Genomic DNA, 17,682 nt, shown 5'->3' with positions numbered 1-17,682 from the left:
TGTTGCAAATCTACAATTTTTCAATGGCTATGCCTAATCAAAACAAGGCCGATACCTGCATGCGACCTGTATGTACCAAATGATCCAAGCCTTCGGATCTCCTGCCTTCATACATCAAGTTAAGTTGCAAGCCTTCACCTATTTTTTGTAACCAGTTCAAACTCCAACTGGTATTGTTTCCCGGACTAAGGGCTTGTAGCATCTCATATCCGGTGGGTGAATTTACCCTGCCGTTGTAGGTAATATAAGTATATTTCAATTGTGCATTCACGGTAGTTTTGATGGCTTTTGCTAACCTAAAACTGAGCAATCCTTCATGTATTTTGGCGGCCTCATCAATCTCAACATTGGCCAAGTTTTCCTTATTTGTCAACCTGTATTGAAGGGTAGACCTGAATACGGGGCTCGGCTGTAAGCTTATCTCCGGCCCAAAAGTAAACTGCTCTATTCTAAAGTTCCTATTGTCTAAGAAGTCAGAGCTCGCATTTCTCTTTCCTTTATTGGCATAAAACATGAGATTCCATTTCGTTTCTATATTGTAACGGGCATTGTATCGCCAATCATCTTGTGAAACATTTTCAAATCCTCCCGTTAGCAACTGCTTCTGATGACTATTAAAAAAAGAAAGATCCATACCGAATTTAGGTGATGAACGATTAAAAAAGAAAGAAGAACGAAAGGATTGCCGCAATGATAGCAATGAAGTCTCTTCCACACCGGCTTGAAACGGACTTATCCTCTGAAAAAAATCTCGGGAGGTTATCTTTTTCTCCACGTTCAGATTGGTATTGTTTGAGAACTTTGCCAACCATTTTTTTACTCCGGTCAAGGTTTTCCATTTAGAGGGGAATTTGGCACTCAAACGATAATTGAACAAGGTGGTGTAGGCCTGTAGGTATTCATCCGTAGGTACAAATACCTTGATAAAATTCTTTTCTTCAGGATTTATTGCCAGGTAAAACTCATTCAATTGTTGTACCCCATCTTCATCGTCATCTCTCCAGGTATGGGTTCCTTCTCCTGTGGGTACCGGCAAATAAACAAACTCCCTTCTCAATTCCCTGCCATTGCCCAAAGCATAGGTAAACTCATTGGATAGGTTGTTATCAAATAGGGAGCTTCGGTAATTCAGTTTACCCATTACTGTGGTCTCCTCAGGAAGATCTTTGGTCAAAAAGCTCAACTTCCTATAAGTGAATGAACCATTGACGGTATGTGGGCCAAAAGTTCCCTCTACTCCATAACTGGTCATAAAAGCTTTGGTATTCGGATTTAATTGCCCGCCCAAAACTGCTTTATCTTCCCGCAAGCTTGCAGTCGCGAAAAAAGAATATTTTAAAGTATCATTGGAATTTAAAGAAAACTGATGTTCTTCATAATTCATGGCAGTGGATACAACTTGATTTTGCTGAGGGTTAACGACTTTATTTTTATCCAAAATAAACCTATAACCCGGCACCACAATGGATGTTGGGTATTTGATCTCTCCCTGATACCTCAGCCAATCGGATTGCAGGGGCAGCACCTTAGATTTAAGTTGGAAAAAGTCATTGGTTACTAAAAGTCTATCCCAAAGTTTTTGATTGAGTTTTATTCTTTGTTGCATACCCGACAAAACCCCTGTACGATTTCTTAAATCAAGGCTATAGGAAAACTGGTTATGATTGTCTTTATGTAACTCCAGGCTAACATTAAACAGCTTTTCGGCTGCATTTTCCACATCATTTGCACTGTTTAAGCCCCAGTCCCTATCAAATTCTATAAACCTCAAACGGTCCACAAATGAAAAATTGGCGGCATTGTACTCCAGAGTGGTTTGTCCATTAAAAAGATAATCTCTTAACATTTTAACTGACCGGCCTGCTGACCTTAAACCTACCTTAAAGGCATGTCCTTTGTTGTCAGAATCTCCTAAGTCGGAAAAAAGATTTTCATCTTGATCAGAAAATGCCACCTCAGCAAAGGTAGTCTCGTATTTCCCCAGCTTCAATTCAGTGCCTGCTGTAATCATTTGTTTTTTATTGGGTGCAGGTAATGGGGAACTAATGGTATAATTACCTTGAGACACACCACTTATAGGGGGAATGTATTCATAAACCACCCCATTGGCCAGTTGTTCTTTCCTTATATAATCACCTAAACCTTGGGTAGTTTCAGTAAAGCTAATGGCATAAAAAGCTTGCGTTGCATCTGTACTGTATTCGTAATAATCTATCGTTTCTCCATTTTCCGAAAAATGGGTAACTTTTTTATACAAGATTCTATTTGAATCAAAAGCTACGCTGTCTACCCTTGGAATGGCCGCAGAAAATATTTCATCCCCAACTGCACTGAGTAATCTTTTGTCCCCATCACTTAATTCTGTAAATAAGGGCCTATTGCGGTCGTCCTTTTCCCTGTAATAATTCAGATAAAAGGTAACATTCTTACTTTCCTGAATATGATTTGCCGTGACTATTGACCTTGAAAAATTTCTTTCTGCATACTCAAAATCCACCCTAACCCTAGAGTACTGAGTGATCAATACTGTGGGAGTAAAGGTGATTTCACCTTGATTATAGTCTATGGTGTAATCATTATTAAAACCACGTTTCAACTCCTTCCCATCAAGGAACACCTTTTCAGAATTGGCCAAAACAATTACATACCGTTCGTTTCCCGGCCCCCGAATACGGTATGGGCCCAATACTCCTTCGGTCACTTCTAAATTCATGGATGCAAATTTCCCTTTGGCAATCGCTGCTCCTACCCTGCTTGAAGCCTTCCACTTTTCATTTAGAATATAGTCTGAGGTAAATTGGAGGCCCTGCACATTTTTATAATATCTTAAAAAATCAGATTTTCGCTGTTGCAAAACCACATCTCCCCCCGAGAGATTAATCTTATCATTGTATAACTCAATCAGTATGTTGTCAAAATCCTGAATTTGCTGCGTATTTCCTTCAGGCTGAAACGGCACATTCTGATCGGTAATACTTGCTCTAATGTTAAGGTTCTCCGCCAACTCACCATCCATCTGTAAGTTCAATGCAGAATTTACAAATACGTTTTGGGTATTTCCAAAGGATATTCCACGGGTCAGGTTACCTGATTGATTGAGCTTACTTGAGGTGAAGACTTCTTCTCTAAAATCATAGATGGCCGTTCTTTCCGGCATCTTGTCTTTGAAATAGGCCAGAGAGTCATAATCTTTCTCTAAAGTTCGATTTTGAAAAACATGTTTCAAAGAAAATGGCAGGGTTTTATAGCAAATCAACAATGAATCATTCTCCAAGTCCATTGAATCCAATAAGATCAGATTACCGGTATTGAAATTGTACTTATGAGATCGAAGATTGCCTAAGGCATCCTTCACCTCAATACTTGAAGGAATCAGGGACAATGTATCTGCAAGCACAACTTCTTTATGTAAATTGACAGGTTCCCAATGGCACTTTGGTTCTTGCGCCAAGGCGGGATAATTCAATGCCGAAAGCACAGATAAAAAAGCTAAAAAATACTTCACCAACTGCATATATCAATCGCTTACAGGAAGCTAAAGTAAACAATATCTAACAATTAATTCCGGATTTAGGGGATTAGGGGGAACATGAGATAGAAGGTGGTACCTGTTTCGGAAGAAGTCTCAAACCATATTTTTCCTCCGGCAGTTTCCACCCCCCTTTTGGCTATGGCTAAACCAAGGCCCGAACCTTCGGATTTGGTACTGAAATTGGGGAGAAAGACCTTTTCTCTCAATTCATTTGAAATTCCTTTGCCATTGTCTTTGATAGAAAGTTTGATATGCTCTTCTCCATCAAAATACAAGTTTACCAGTATAATAGGCTTTTTCCCTTCTGCTACGGCCTGGATTCCATTGATAATCAAATTGGATATTACCCTTCCGTACAATTTGGGGTCTCCCATGATTTTCGTAGATGCACCTTCCCCGGTATGGTCCGTAAATTCAATTTCCACATCTTCTCTATAATTGAAAATAGAAACGGCTTTTAAAACAACCTTTCTAAGTTCCAACTCCTGATTTTTTGGAAGCGGCATTTTGGCAAAAGTGGAAAAGGAACTTGCAATATCACTTAATGTGTCTACCTGATGAATAATTGAATTAATGGGATTAACCAATGCCTTACCATTATCCAGTTTATCTGCCGCTTGAAGGCGAAGTAAATGCTGTAAGGTAAGTTTCATGGGTGTTAAGGGATTCTTTATTTCATGGGCTACCTGCTTGGCCATTTCTCTCCATGCAGATTCTTTTTCATTGGAAGCCAAAACCTTTTTACTGGTCTCCAATTTATAAAGCATATTATTGTATTCGTTGACAAGCAAACCTATTTCATCTTTTCCAGGCCATACCATGTATTCATTGTTTTCCAGGTCTGTATCTTTAAGTTTCTGAGTCAATAATTTAAAAGGATGTGTTAGATTTTTAGAAACAAAATAAGAGATAACCAAAAAGAAGAGAAAGATTACGACAAAAATGATAAGTATATTGCTAAAAACTTCTGTAATCATCAGATTAAGCTCTTCCTCGGATTCGAAAAAGGGTATGGCAATAATGGCTTGCAACTCCTGATTTTCTCCATTTTTAAGTGCAAGGTAAACTGTTTTAAACTGCAAATCTCCTACCTGTTCTGTTTGTAGGAATCTGTTTTCCTTTAATTCAATGATGGAAGCATACGCTTCCGGATGTAAATAATTGGTCAATATTTTTTTGTCAAAGATGGCCGGTTGATTGGTTGCCATAAGCGTTCCATCAGGAAGGTAAAGGTTAATATCTGCATCAGTAGCGGTAGCCAAGGTATATAATTCAGTATTAATCTCGTCTTTGTTCAGGTTATTGAACTGCTCTCCACCTAAATCTCGACCCAGGTTATCACTAATTATCCCTGCCTTTTGAAAATATTGCCTGTGTAAATCTTCTGTATAGGAATGACTCAAAAAACCTACTGCTATGATACTAATGATCAACATGGGAAAGAAAAAAGCAAAATTCAGGTACAATTGAAGCTTGGTGGCATAATTAAATCGCAACTGATTGAGCCCAGTAAATAATAGAAAAACAGCTATTGAAAGCAATGTAAAAATCAAGTAAACAACAAATAAAAGAGCAATGTCAGCTAAAATATAAATGCTTGGATACTTTCGCGATGAAACTACAATTATTTTATCATTGTAACTGACTGCTAAGTGATGGTATCCACCGGATAATATTCCGGTAGTGAAAATATCTTCATTCTCTAGCAAATCTTGAATCATCAACCCTTGGTAACTAAATATACCTGAACTATAACTTATTACAGAATCTTCAAAAATGGCAAAATCAAAATCACGTTCAATATAGTTAGTTACATATTTGTTATCCATGAGCAATTTTGGAAAAGCCTTTCCTGATTCTATTCTCTGTTGGTTTAGTTCAATCACAATCGTTCCAAGAAAATCATTGTCACGTTGAATTTTAACAAAAGCTACGAAGCGATTTCCTGTATTGGTATCAGTAGATTTAATAAAATACAAATTATGAACCTGAGTTGCATAATCGCTATTCATATAGCTATTCTTATATTCAGAAAGAGATAAACTGTTAATATTTCCCAAAATAAGGCGACCAGAAGGACTATAAATACTTACTTCTTGTCTGTACTGGTCAAAATATCCTCCAAGGTAAATTTTCTTGATTTTTCGATCGATAGGATCTTTGGATAAAAGGGGATCGGAAAGGCGACTTTTGATAAAGGCATCATCTATAACTCTAGCAATGATATCCTCCAGAAGAAACTCACCCATAACATCCCTGTCTAACATTACGTTGTTCGCAAATTTGACTTTAGACCTCACTTCTTCATACCGAAGATCCTGATAGGCTGCAGCCCCTGTTATTACCGCACCTACAAGACAGGCAAAAAAGAATGTCAAGAAAGTATTAAAATCTAGTTTAAACAAACTTTGATAAAGCTTGAAACTAATAATGGCTACCAATAGGATTACATGGGACAGAAATGCTATAAATAAAACAAAATTATAGAACAGAAGGAAAAATAAAAATGGAGAAACAAAGATCACCAAAACCTTTAAAGGGTAGTAATAGTTATCTTCACTTTTATATAAAACCAAATTGATACCAATAATTGTAAACAACAAATAGGCAGCACCTCCCAGAAAAATAACAAAAAGACTGACTATTTTAAGGTAATCAAAATTAGGTATTGCCTCAATATTTAAATTCCATTGGGAATTTTCAACAATATTTAAATAGAGATAAAAAACCAAAAACATTAATGCTGTCGACAAAAGAAATGCCGCTGTAAGGGAAGCCCAGTGCGGATAATTTTTCCTTAATTTGATAAAAGATAAAGCTACCCTACGCCTACTAAGAATAGTGATAAGCATGCTAAGTACAACCAAATAACAAATCACATTCAATAACAGGTCTCCCAAGCTGGGATTGAAAATGGAGGAGGCATAAAGGCCTGAATCAAATATTCCGGTTTGAAAAAAATCATTTGGAAAATGAAAAGCCAGCATCATTATCCTGACCGAAAACAGGATAACAAAGGTATAGATTGTGGCAAGAAATTTCTGTCCCTTTGACCATAAAGTATGGACAAACCCTCCACCAATCAGCAAAACCAATCCCAATAAGGAAAAGAAAAATATCAATAAAGTGTTATTGATGGATTTTCCAGGAACTTCATACCCCACTCTAAAAAAAATGGAAAAAAGATATTGATTTTCAAAGTATAGATCTTGATAATTTTCTTTTGGACTTGAAGACAATAAAAACCTATCATTCCCAAATATTTCGGGATTAACACCGCTTTTTAGGTACTCATTTCCAATATCTACTTTGTCATAAAAGGGATAAACCTGGAGTAACCAATAGTCTTTTTGGTTTCGTTGTATTTTCCGAAGTTTGGTAAAATATATCCCCCTATTATTTTCTAATATTTGGTAAGTTCTGGAAGTAGAAAGGAGGTTAAACTCGGGTAAAATATCAATAGCAGACCAATAAGCCAATTCCCCATCCATTGAGAAAAGGTAAAATGGCAACTGATGATCTACGTTCAGGCTATTAAAAGAAAATTGACTATCAGCGCTTTTTCCATTTTCAATTTTAGCAAAATCTGCATCAAAATCATGAATGACCTCTCCAATCTGATGTTCGAGCTGAGTACTAAAAGTGCCTTGGTCTTTATAATATTTCCCATCTGTGAAATAATTAATGGAAAGCAAAATGCCCAATAACACAACGGACAATACCAGTATAAGCCTTCTTCTTCTTAACATAGCGATTAATCTTGCCTGAACAGTCCCTTCAAGATAACAAATACTGATACCCGAAGTAAAACTAAGTATTCATTCATAATGGAACACATGCCAAACATAAAAATGAGAGGCCAAAGATCCTTCTAAAAAGCAACCAAAATCCAGCCCATACTCAAAAAATCATCTGAGAAAGATTTTAAAAAGGTTGCATCAAAATTAAAAACCTAAGCTAGGCAGAAGATTAGAATGATACACCTTTTTTCCTTTTGGCATTTTTATACCAAAAATAGCCCAAAACCATTAACAGTATATAAGGCGCAACAAAAAGGTAAAGAATCCCAATGTTCAATGCCGCACCTACAGTAGTATCTCCATTACTTACATTGTTTTCAACTGATGCCCTACACATGGCACATTGAGCGAATGTAGATTGAACGGATCCAATCAACAGAAGCAATACAACCAATAGACTTTTGACATATTTAATCATGATATTACTAAACGGTTTGGTTTAACCTTTGTTTAAATATAATCAATTTCATAAACATTAAACTTAATGCACATAATAAGGACTGATCATTAGATAAACGATAACACCTGAAACGGTAACATAGAGCCAAATAGGAAAGGCATACCTAACTATATTCCGATGTTTCTCAAATTTGCCGCTCATACCAAAATAATAAGCCAACAAAATTGGAAATAAGGCAACAGCAGCCAGAATAATATGGCTAATCAAAAGCGAGTAATAAACCCACCTTATCCAGCCTTCTCCCCCAAAGGAAGTGCTTTCGGCTGCAGCATGGTAAATCACATAACCCACTAAGAAAATAGCTCCTAGCCCAAACGCAACGGTCATGGCCGCCTTATGCAAATTAACGTTCCCACCTTTGATGAAAAAAAAGCCTAACACCAACATTACGGAGGCAAAGCTATTTACTACAGCATTTAAATGAGGCAGGAAATAAACCCATTCCTCCCCAAGATCAATTTTGGCAGGCATAAACAATAGTACCGCCACTACAACCGGTACTAAAATGGAAATTATGGTTATCCAGTTATAAATAGATTTGTCCTTAGGTTCTATCTCTAAACTATTCTTTATCATGTAGCAAAATTTTGGTTTCTAAAATCAATTGATCGACACCTTCTCTTTTGGTGCCACTGTAATATCCTCGAATTCGGCCGAGCTCATCGACCAAAACAAACTTATCACTATGTACAAAATTCTCGGGAACTGCCCCCCCACTCACAGATGGAATGATAAAGCCACATCTGGCTAAATCATAAGTTTCTTCTTCCGGACCATTGAGAAAAAACCATTTGTCTTTTTTTGCACCATGCTCATCAGCATAATCGGCCAAAACCTTGGGGCTGTCAAAATCGGGATCTATACTGATGGAGTAAATCTGTACCCTATCCTCATTTCGAAAGACGTCCTGAACTCTTTCCATTTCTTTGGACATAATTGGACAGATGCTTGGGCAACTGGTAAAGAAAAAATCTACAATTGTAATTTTCCCATCCATCATTTCTTTGCCTACGCTTCTACCAAACTGATCTGTAAAAGTAAAATCAGGAATATAATGCTGACTGCTGTCCATATAGTCACACTGTTCAAAAGGATCCTCTACGCCATTTTGATATAAAATAGGAATATCATATTGGTTAGAAGAAAAGCCCCTTAAAAATAAGATTATCAATACCGGTATCATTAAAACACATACCAACACCAATACTTGAATAAATCGCAACATTTTCATACACTATTACAACAAAAAAAATGGTTGAAGATTCCCCCTCAACCATTCATTTTATAATTTATTTTTTCTGTTTACCAGCGCATAACAAAGATCTCAGCACCTTCCTTCATTAAAGCTATAATTAGCCAAACCAAGAAAATAAGCGGTACGATAATGGAGTAAAACAAAGGTTTCACTTCATCACCCAGGTGCATGAATTCCATCATGATATATTTGGCTTTAACAATGGTCAAAGCAATAAAAAGAAAGTATAAGAGCAACCCTCTTTCCATAGTAAAGGCCAATACAAACTCTACTGCCGTGATAACCAATAAAATCAAGGCAGTAAGCCAGATTTTTTTAATCTTGGCAGGATCTTTTGGAATAACTTCCAACCTATTTTTATTAACGTGTTCCATTATAGTATATGTTTATATTTTAGATCAAATAGAAGAAGGTAAATACAAATACCCATACCAAATCCACAAAGTGCCAGTACAAGCCAATTTTTTCAACCATTTCATAATGACCACGATCCTCATAAACTCCAACAGCAGCTTGGTAAAAAGCCAAAAACAAAAGGACTACTCCTATGGTAACGTGAAAGCCATGAAAACCAGTAATAAAGAAAAACAATTGGGCAAAAGGTGCAGGTCCATATTCATTTACCAATAAGTTGGCTCCATGTACTGTTTCAGTCACAATATTACTCAATGAATTGACGTAAGTCATCACAACACCTTCGTCAGTCCCATGGATAAAGTGTGTCCACTCCCAAGCTTGGCAACCTAGGAAAGTCATTCCACCAAGTAGTGTCCAAAGCATCCATTTTACCACATCTTTTTTATCATTTCGATGACCGGCTTCAACTGCCAATACCATGGTAACTGAACTCATAATCAAAATAAAAGTCATCAAACCAACAAAAACAAGCGGGAAATGACCTCCATGAACAAATGGAATGGCATCAAAAATCATTTCAGGTATAGGCCAATGTTGATTTGAACTTACAAAATCAGCTACATCTCCTGAATAGGCAGGATAACTTACCCGAATGGCACCATAGGTAATAAGAAAGGCTGTAAAGGTAAAAATATCTGAGAGGAGAAAAAACCACATCATGAGCTTACCATAGCTCGCTTTTAGTGGTTCGTTACCTCCACCCCAAACGCCTCTTTTTGATTGAATTTCAATTGCAGTCGAAGACATAATTAGTAAATTAACTTATATTTTTAATGATTTAGAAGCAAAAACATAAACAAGTAAAGCCAAAGGCCTCCCAGAAAATGCCAATAGGTAACACACATTTCAAGTTGCGCCAAATTTTGGGAGTGTATTTTATTCCTTAAAGCCGAAATTAATACAATTATTAGAAATATCACACCACTAATTAGATGTATTGCATGTAGGCCGGTAAAAACGTACATAAATGATCCTGCAGGGTTACCTACAAAATACACGTCCTCAGCAACCAGTGCTTCCCAGCTGAACCATTGCCCAACTAGGAAAGCCAAGCCCAGGATTACTGTTGCCAATAAGCCTAGTTTAATATTATTAAGGTTGTCTTTTTTAGCTGCCAGATAAGCCAGATGCAAGCTAATACTAGACAATATTATTATCCCTGAAGTGTACCAAAATACATTGGGCAAATCGAATTCCAGCCAATTACCTTCACCTTGTCTTACAATAAAAGCGCTGGTCATTCCGGCAAAGACCATGACCACACTTACAATAAACAACCAAAGTGCAAATTTCTTCGGGTGCATGGCCAAGGGCTGTTCTGCACCTTCAATAAAAGACAGTTTCTCTTCCATATTATACTTTATCTAATAAGTAAGCAATTTGCGTTATAGGAAGGTACAAAAATGAACCAAACATAATTTTAAGCGCAGATTTTCTGGAGCAATCTTTCATTAGAGAGAAGGTTTGAGCCAAAAACAATACCCCACAAACGGTTGCCACAATACCTGAATTTAATCCGGTCAAACCAAAATAAGTAGGTAAAAGACCAAGAGGTAATAAAAATAAGGTATAAATCATTATTTGAATCGCTGTATTAAGGTCTTTTTGCCCTCCTGAGGGTAGCAATTTAAAACCAGCTTTTTTATAATCTTCATCACTAACCCATGCTATGGCCCAAAAGTGAGGAAATTGCCAAATAAATTGAATGCCAAAAATAATTAAAGCTTCATAAGTAATACTACCCGTAACGGCTGTCCAACCAAGCAATGGAGGCATGGCACCAGGAATGGCCCCAACCAATACCGCTATTGGCCCAACCCGTTTTAATGGAGTATAGACAAATACATACAATATCATACTCAAAATTCCCAATCCGGTGGTCAATAAATTGGTGAAATAGGCCAATAAAAGAACGCCGGTGACAGCAGCTATCACTGCAAACCAATAAGCTTCTCTTACAGAAATAATTTCCATTGGGAGAGGCCTAGTTTTCGTTCTCTTCATCAATTTGTCAAACTCTCTCTCTTTAATTTCATTGGCGGCACCTGAAGCACCACTAATTAAAAATCCACCTAGAACAAGGCCAATCAAACCAGCCCAGGAGAAGGTTTGACCATGATGACCTAAAACAAATCCGAAAACAGCCGAAAAGGTAACCAAAGCAGACAGACGGAATTTCAATAAATCCATGTAGGCTTTAAACCTCATCGTAATACTGTCCCACAAAACCTTTTCAGATAACCCTACTGTATTCATAATTAAGCAATATTTACAGGGGCAGTTTTATCTTGCCCCAATTCAAGCCAAATATAATATTGAAAGCCGATGATCAAAGAACCTAAGAACAGGTGCAGAGGTTGAATGAATGCGGGTATTCCAAAATAAGCCATGATTGCTCCGGAAATAATTACCGTTACAAACAAAGCCATTAACACCACATAGTGGCTTGTAATTTTTATGTTTTGTTCCCTGTAAGGGAATAATTGATAACCAATGTATAGGTGAAGGCCTAATATTATCAAAGAATAAGTCCTATGAATATAATATATTAGCCCCAATTCATCTATCCAAGATGATCGATGCAAATAAGCAGCATTACTTGCAATAATATCTATTTGTTCCCTAACCTGCGTACCAAGTATAATTTGAACAATCATTAATATTATACCAATACCTAATAACAACCGGTATTTTCGTGAAATATTCAGGGGTAGGTCAAATTGATGATTTTTAGCTATTAACTTACCGGATCTATAATAGATATAAAGCAGCAGGCAAACCATAAAAAGGGCCACTACCATATGTACACTTATCATCCAGTGCAATAGATTGGTAGAAACTACAATAGAACCTAACCATCCCTGAAACAGTACCAACACCAATGAAAGTACGGATAGCCACATAATTTTTGAATCAATGGCTCTTAGCTTAAAAGAAAAGACCAATGTCAATATAATTAACAGACCAATGACAGCCCCAGCAAGTCTATTGACATACTCAATCCATGTTTTGGTAGCATTAAAAGGCTCTTGTTCATGAATACTCTCGTCATTCCTAATCTCTTCAGCCAAATTTGCAAAGCCCAAACCAGTTAAGAGTGAAGCAAAGCGTTCATTTTTTTCAATTCGCTTGGAGACGTAGATTTCAGGATAATTGGCCGGCAACTGATCTACTGATGTAGGAGGAACCCAACTTCCGAAACATTTAGGCCAGTCGGGACAACCCATTCCAGCACCGGTACTTCTAACAATACCGCCAATTAATATCAATAGAAAAACAGCAACCGTAGTAGTTAAACAAACACTACGGAAGCTATTTATATTTTTAAGATTCTTTTGATTCATTTCCTACCAACATCGCGTCATCCTCTTCCATTATCTCTTTTTCTAATTTTACAAGTTTAGCTTCATGAGGAAGATTCGATTCGGGAGTAGCTGACAATGGAACTGTTTGCGGAATAAAATCAGCTTCTGAACCAGGCTTGCTATAATCGTATGGCCACCTGTATACAGTTGGGATCTCTCCGGGCCAGTTTCCATGACCAGGTTCAATTGGTGTCGTCCACTCTAAAGTATTGGATTGCCAAGGGTTGGCACTTGCCTTTCTACCTTTGTACATACTGTAGAAGAAATTGAACACAAAGATAAGCTGAGCAAAGAAAGTAACAATGGCAGCCACAGACACAAACATGTTCAAATCAGTATACATGTCTGAGAAGGAGAAGTTGGTCCAGCTATAGTACCTTCTAGGGAAACCAGCGATGCCAATATAATGCATTGGGAAAAACACCAGGTAAACACCAACGAAAGTCAACCAAAAGTGAACATATCCTAATTTGTCGTCCATCATTCTACCAAACATTTTAGGGAACCAGTGATACACACCGGCCAACATTCCAAAGAAGGAAGCAGCCCCCATTACCAGGTGAAAGTGAGCTACAACGAAATAAGTATCGTGCAATTGAATATCAATAGCGGAGTTACCGAGGAAAATGCCCGTCAAACCACCTGAGATAAAGAAAGACACCAAACCGATGGAGAACAACATGCCCGGGGTAAACCTTAAGTTACCTCTCCATAAGGTGGTCAGGTAGTTAAATACCTTTACAGCTGAAGGAACAGCAATAATCAAGGTAAGGAACATGAATATTGATCCAAGAAAGGGGTTCATTCCGGATACAAACATATGATGTGCCCATACCACAAATGAAAGGATGGTGATACCAAGCATAGAGATAATCATGGCTTTATAACCAAAGATAGGTTTCCTGGAATTGGTAGCAATGACTTCAGAAGTGATTCCTAGCGCAGGGAGCAAGACTATATATACTTCAGGGTGACCTAGGAACCAGAATAAATGCTGGTAAAGAACGGCACTACCACCTGTGTTTGGTAAGGCTTCACCACCAATATAAATATCAGATAAGTAAAAGCTAGTTCCGAAACTTCTGTCAAAAACCAATAACAAAGCAGCAGAAAACAGCACAGGAAAGGACAATAAACCAATCACCGCAGTAAGGAAGAAAGCCCAGATTGTTAATGGCAACCTAGAAAAGGACATCCCCTTGGTACGAAGATTAATAACCGTTGATATATAATTAATCCCACCCATTAAAGATGAAGCAATGAAAAAAGTCATCGCAATCAACCAAAGGGTCATGCCCAATCCTGATCCGGGTATGGCCTGCTCAAGTGCAGACAAGGGCGGGTAAACTACCCAGCCACCGCCGGCAGGTCCTTTTTCTAAGAATAAAGAAGCAAACATGATCACACCGGAAATAAAGAAAAACCAATAGGACAACATGTTCATAAAACCGGAGGCCATATCACGGGCACCAATCTGCAAAGGAATTAGGAAATTCGAGAAAGTACCACTAAGACCAGCCGTTAATACAAAGAACACCATTATCGTACCGTGCATGGTTACCAATGCAAGGTAAAACGTAGGATCCAATTTACCGGAAGCATCAATCCAACCACCTAAAATAGGTCTTAAGAAGGACAAGTCCATATCAGGAAAGCCAAGCTGCAATCGGAATAATACAGAAAGAAAACCACCGATAAATGCCCAGAATATACCAGACACAAGATATTGCTTAGCAATCATCTTATGGTCAGTGGAAAATATATACTTCGTTATGAAGTTATCGTGGTGCTCATGGTCATGCTCATCATGTGTAGATGCTGCATCATGAGCTGAAACGTTTGCTACTGCCATGGTATTTATAATTTATGCTATAAATTTATTCTTCATTTATATAAATCTCTGCCAATTCCTTCAATTCTACAGGAAGATCAGCTACAAGATCCGGATTACTTTTGATAAAAGGAGTTTGTTCTGCAAACCACTTTCTATATTCTTCTGGTTCAACAACCTTAATGACTTTTCGCATGGAAAAATGACCGGCTCCACAGATCTCAGTACAAGCGATTTCAAATTCAAATTCTTCATCGCCCAACTCTGCACGCATTTCTTCAGTAGTTTTATTGGGTGTAAACCAAAACCTGGTTGGCATACCGGGCACAGCATCCATCTTCAAACGCATATGCGGTGCAAAGACTGAGTGCAATACATCTCTTGCCCTTATATTAAATAAAACGGGCTCTCCTTTAGGAATGACAACATTCTGAGAAGGGAAATCGTCGAATGAATTTTTATCCGTAAAATCAATTCCTCTGGAATTGGTCGCGGTTGTAAGCCTATAATCATAGTCTCCAAGCTGTTGATCAGCCCCCGGGTATCTAACATCCCAAGCAAATTGATAGCCCATAATTTCTACAACATGGGCATTTTCGGGAGCAGGACTAGTAATATCTGACCAAGCTTTCCATCCGGAAATAACCAAAACGGTCAAAACAACGGCTGGTACAAGCGTCCAAATAATTTCTAGTTTGTTATTGTCTGGGTAAAAGGCAGCTCTTTTATTTTCTTTGTATTGATAATGATAGCTAAACCAAAACAAAAGAATATGAGTAAGGATAAAGATAAAGCCGGTAACGGCCATGGTAATCCAAAACAGCCTGTCTGTGATTATACCATGTTCTGAAGCTATAGGTAATTGGTAATTATCAAATTCAACAACCGAATAATAGACCATCCAAGCTCCACAGCCGATAAGAAATACCATAAAAAGAATGGCATTTACTTTATTACTGGTTGTAGCTATTTTTTTATCAGAACCTTTAGCGACCGAAATCAAGGTTTGAATTCTGTATACCATCCCAATCACCATGATCAGGAGTACTACACCTATTGAAATAAGAAATCCGTACATAATTATAACTGTTTCGGAATTAGATTAAATGTGATGATGATAACTTTCCTCTAACATGGGATGGTTTTTAGGAACCAGATTATGTTTGGAAAGATTGGTCAAAGCTACAAAAGCAAAAGCTGAAGCATAAACCAATAACATTCCAATTTCCATCAAACCAACGCCACCATTATGTCCTAAAGTACCCGGTTGAACCATCAAGAAGAAATCTACCCAATGACCAACAATAATTAGTGTACATACAAGTTTTAGAAAGATATTATGTCTTTTAGCATCCCTTGTCATTAGAACCAGAAAAGGCAATGCAAAGTTTAGAATTAGGTTAATAAATATATAGGAACCATAAACATCACTTGAAAGTCTTTCAACAAAATAAACAGACTCTTCAGGAATATTGGCATAATAGATCAACAAAAACTGGGAGAACCATATATAAGTCCAGAAAATGGAAAAGGCAAAAACAAATTTACCAAGATCATGGATATGGTTTTGATTGATCATTTCAAGGTATCCCTGATCTTTCAGAAAGATCGTAACCAAAGTAAGTGCAGATAAACCTGCAACAAACCAAGAAGCAAATACATACCACCCAAACAAGGTGGAGAACCAGTGTGTATCTATAGACATCACCCAATCCCAAGCACTGATAGAGGATGATACCGCAAAGAAAACCAAGAAAATAGCAGACCATTTTCTAATGGTATACCAGTAGGAAGTTCCTCCATTGATATCTTCTTCATTAGAAAGTGTCCTTAGTTTATTGAAAAAGAAAACCCAAAATCCGAAGAACAATACCATTCTTACGATATAAAAGATAGGGAATGAACCCTTTTCCATTGGCCAGTAAAAAAAGTTTCCTTTACCATCAATGATCCTATCATAATGATCTCCTGCTTTGTCAAACACATAGCTATGGGTCCAGTGAAACAAATCGTGGTTGGCGATGAAAAAGGTTACCAACATTAATACTGCTGCAATAGGCAACCAATAGCCAAAAGACAACATGATCCTTAGTAAAGCTGTGGACCATCCTGCCTGAGCAGCATATTGAATTGCGAAGAAGAATACGCCAATAATGGCAATTCCAGTGAAATACACATTATTTATCCATAGATTGGCATAAAGCCTCTGTGTCCAGTGAAAACCATGTCCACCCTCATCGCCATGACCATGTCCACCAGTGGCAGCCATGATAATACCGAATACCAATAAAAGTGCACCGATACCTCCTAGTATAAAAATCACTTTCTTTACCGCTGCGGTAAAATCGAATTTTTGATCCAAATTGTAGTTAGTTACCTGTGCCATTATTGCTTCTGAATTTCTTGTTTAACATAGTGTACAATTTTCCACCTTCTGTCAGCAGTAATCTGCGAACCGTGAGCTCCCATTCTACCTTTACCATGTGTGATTACATGGAAAATATGGCCTTCAGATAAATTAATATAGGCACCACCTTTTAGGTTGGCCACCCCGCCGATAACCATACCTGGTTTACCGTCTCCTTCTCCACCGCTGCCATGACAGGGTGAACAATATTGGGTAAACAATCGCTTCCCGTCGGCCAAAACCTCGTCAGTAAGCGGAATTGGGTTTTGTACAGCAGCAGCACCTTCTAAGTCTGCTACTCTTAACCGATAAGGTAAAATGCCATCTTTATTTCTAGGAACAGTATTAGGAACAGGTTCTCTCATGTTCATAGCATGAGGGTTGTTAATATTACTGTTAAAGAATTCTCCTTTTCCATCCTCTCTAGTGGAAATCCAATCTCCTTCTTCTTCACTAGTGATTTGGCTTAAGCCTTCATAAGGAACCGAATGGTACATCTGAGGCGCATATTCCGTTCCCGGATAATCACCCTCAGCTTTGCAGGAAGCAAATCCTAAGGATATCCCCACTACAGCTATTGAATATATTGATGATAAAATTTTCATTTGCTACAGA

Annotated in this window: 14 protein-coding genes; all 14 read right to left on the bottom strand. The window is 37.7% G+C overall.

The window, feature by feature from the left end:
• Positions 1-37 precede the first annotated feature (37 nt).
• The gene (locus ACYVHJ_RS21100; protein ID WP_460518946.1) at positions 38-3,514 is read right to left on the bottom strand and encodes a hypothetical protein; all 3,477 of its coding nucleotides are present in this window, start codon (positions 3,512-3,514) and stop codon (positions 38-40) included.
• Between the two features lie 56 nt (positions 3,515-3,570).
• Entirely contained in the window at positions 3,571-7,281 is a 3,711-nt protein-coding gene (locus ACYVHJ_RS21095; protein ID WP_460518943.1) for a sensor histidine kinase, read from the bottom strand.
• A gap of 220 nt (positions 7,282-7,501) precedes the next feature.
• Positions 7,502-7,750 carry a hypothetical protein gene (locus ACYVHJ_RS21090; RefSeq protein WP_460518939.1) on the bottom strand — a complete coding sequence of 83 codons (249 nt, stop codon included), beginning with the start codon at positions 7,748-7,750 and terminating at the stop codon, positions 7,502-7,504.
• A 63-nt stretch (positions 7,751-7,813) separates the two neighbouring features.
• Complete coding sequence (locus ACYVHJ_RS21085) at positions 7,814-8,368, bottom strand: DUF420 domain-containing protein (RefSeq protein ID WP_460518936.1); 555 nt, start codon at positions 8,366-8,368, stop codon at positions 7,814-7,816.
• Positions 8,355-9,023 (bottom strand): SCO family protein, encoded by a 669-nt coding sequence (locus ACYVHJ_RS21080; RefSeq protein WP_460518933.1) that lies wholly within the window; start codon positions 9,021-9,023, stop codon positions 8,355-8,357. The genes ACYVHJ_RS21085 and ACYVHJ_RS21080 overlap by 14 nt, the downstream gene beginning before the upstream one ends.
• Before the next feature lie 71 nt (positions 9,024-9,094).
• Entirely contained in the window at positions 9,095-9,421 is a 327-nt protein-coding gene (locus ACYVHJ_RS21075; RefSeq protein ID WP_460518930.1) for a cytochrome C oxidase subunit IV family protein, read from the bottom strand.
• A 19-nt stretch (positions 9,422-9,440) separates the two neighbouring features.
• Complete coding sequence (locus ACYVHJ_RS21070; RefSeq protein WP_460518927.1) at positions 9,441-10,211, bottom strand: cytochrome c oxidase subunit 3 family protein; 771 nt, start codon at positions 10,209-10,211, stop codon at positions 9,441-9,443.
• A gap of 23 nt (positions 10,212-10,234) precedes the next feature.
• Complete coding sequence (locus tag ACYVHJ_RS21065; RefSeq protein WP_460518924.1) at positions 10,235-10,816, bottom strand: cytochrome c oxidase subunit 3; 582 nt, start codon at positions 10,814-10,816, stop codon at positions 10,235-10,237.
• A 1-nt stretch (position 10,817) separates the two neighbouring features.
• Positions 10,818-11,720 (bottom strand): protoheme IX farnesyltransferase, encoded by a 903-nt coding sequence (gene cyoE / locus ACYVHJ_RS21060; protein ID WP_460518921.1) that lies wholly within the window; start codon positions 11,718-11,720, stop codon positions 10,818-10,820.
• Positions 11,721-11,722: 2 nt separating this feature from the next.
• Positions 11,723-12,808 (bottom strand): COX15/CtaA family protein, encoded by a 1,086-nt coding sequence (locus ACYVHJ_RS21055; protein WP_460518918.1) that lies wholly within the window; start codon positions 12,806-12,808, stop codon positions 11,723-11,725.
• Complete coding sequence (locus ACYVHJ_RS21050; RefSeq protein ID WP_460518915.1) at positions 12,789-14,681, bottom strand: cytochrome c oxidase subunit I; 1,893 nt, start codon at positions 14,679-14,681, stop codon at positions 12,789-12,791. Before ACYVHJ_RS21050 ends, ACYVHJ_RS21055 begins: the two co-directional genes overlap by 20 nt.
• Positions 14,682-14,706: 25 nt before the next feature.
• A complete protein-coding gene (locus ACYVHJ_RS21045; protein ID WP_460518912.1) occupies positions 14,707-15,738 on the bottom strand; it encodes a cytochrome c oxidase subunit II in 1,032 nt (343 codons plus the stop codon).
• Between the two features lie 24 nt (positions 15,739-15,762).
• Complete coding sequence (locus ACYVHJ_RS21040) at positions 15,763-17,046, bottom strand: quinol:cytochrome C oxidoreductase (RefSeq protein WP_460518909.1); 1,284 nt, start codon at positions 17,044-17,046, stop codon at positions 15,763-15,765.
• Entirely contained in the window at positions 17,046-17,672 is a 627-nt protein-coding gene (locus ACYVHJ_RS21035) for a c-type cytochrome (protein WP_460518906.1), read from the bottom strand. Before ACYVHJ_RS21035 ends, ACYVHJ_RS21040 begins: the two co-directional genes overlap by 1 nt.
• Positions 17,673-17,682: the final 10 nt, after the last annotated feature.

It is taken from the genome of Cyclobacterium sediminis (assembly GCF_054781075.1).
The sequence above is the reverse complement of the archived record's forward strand: the minus strand, read 5'-3'. Positions and strand labels throughout refer to the sequence as shown.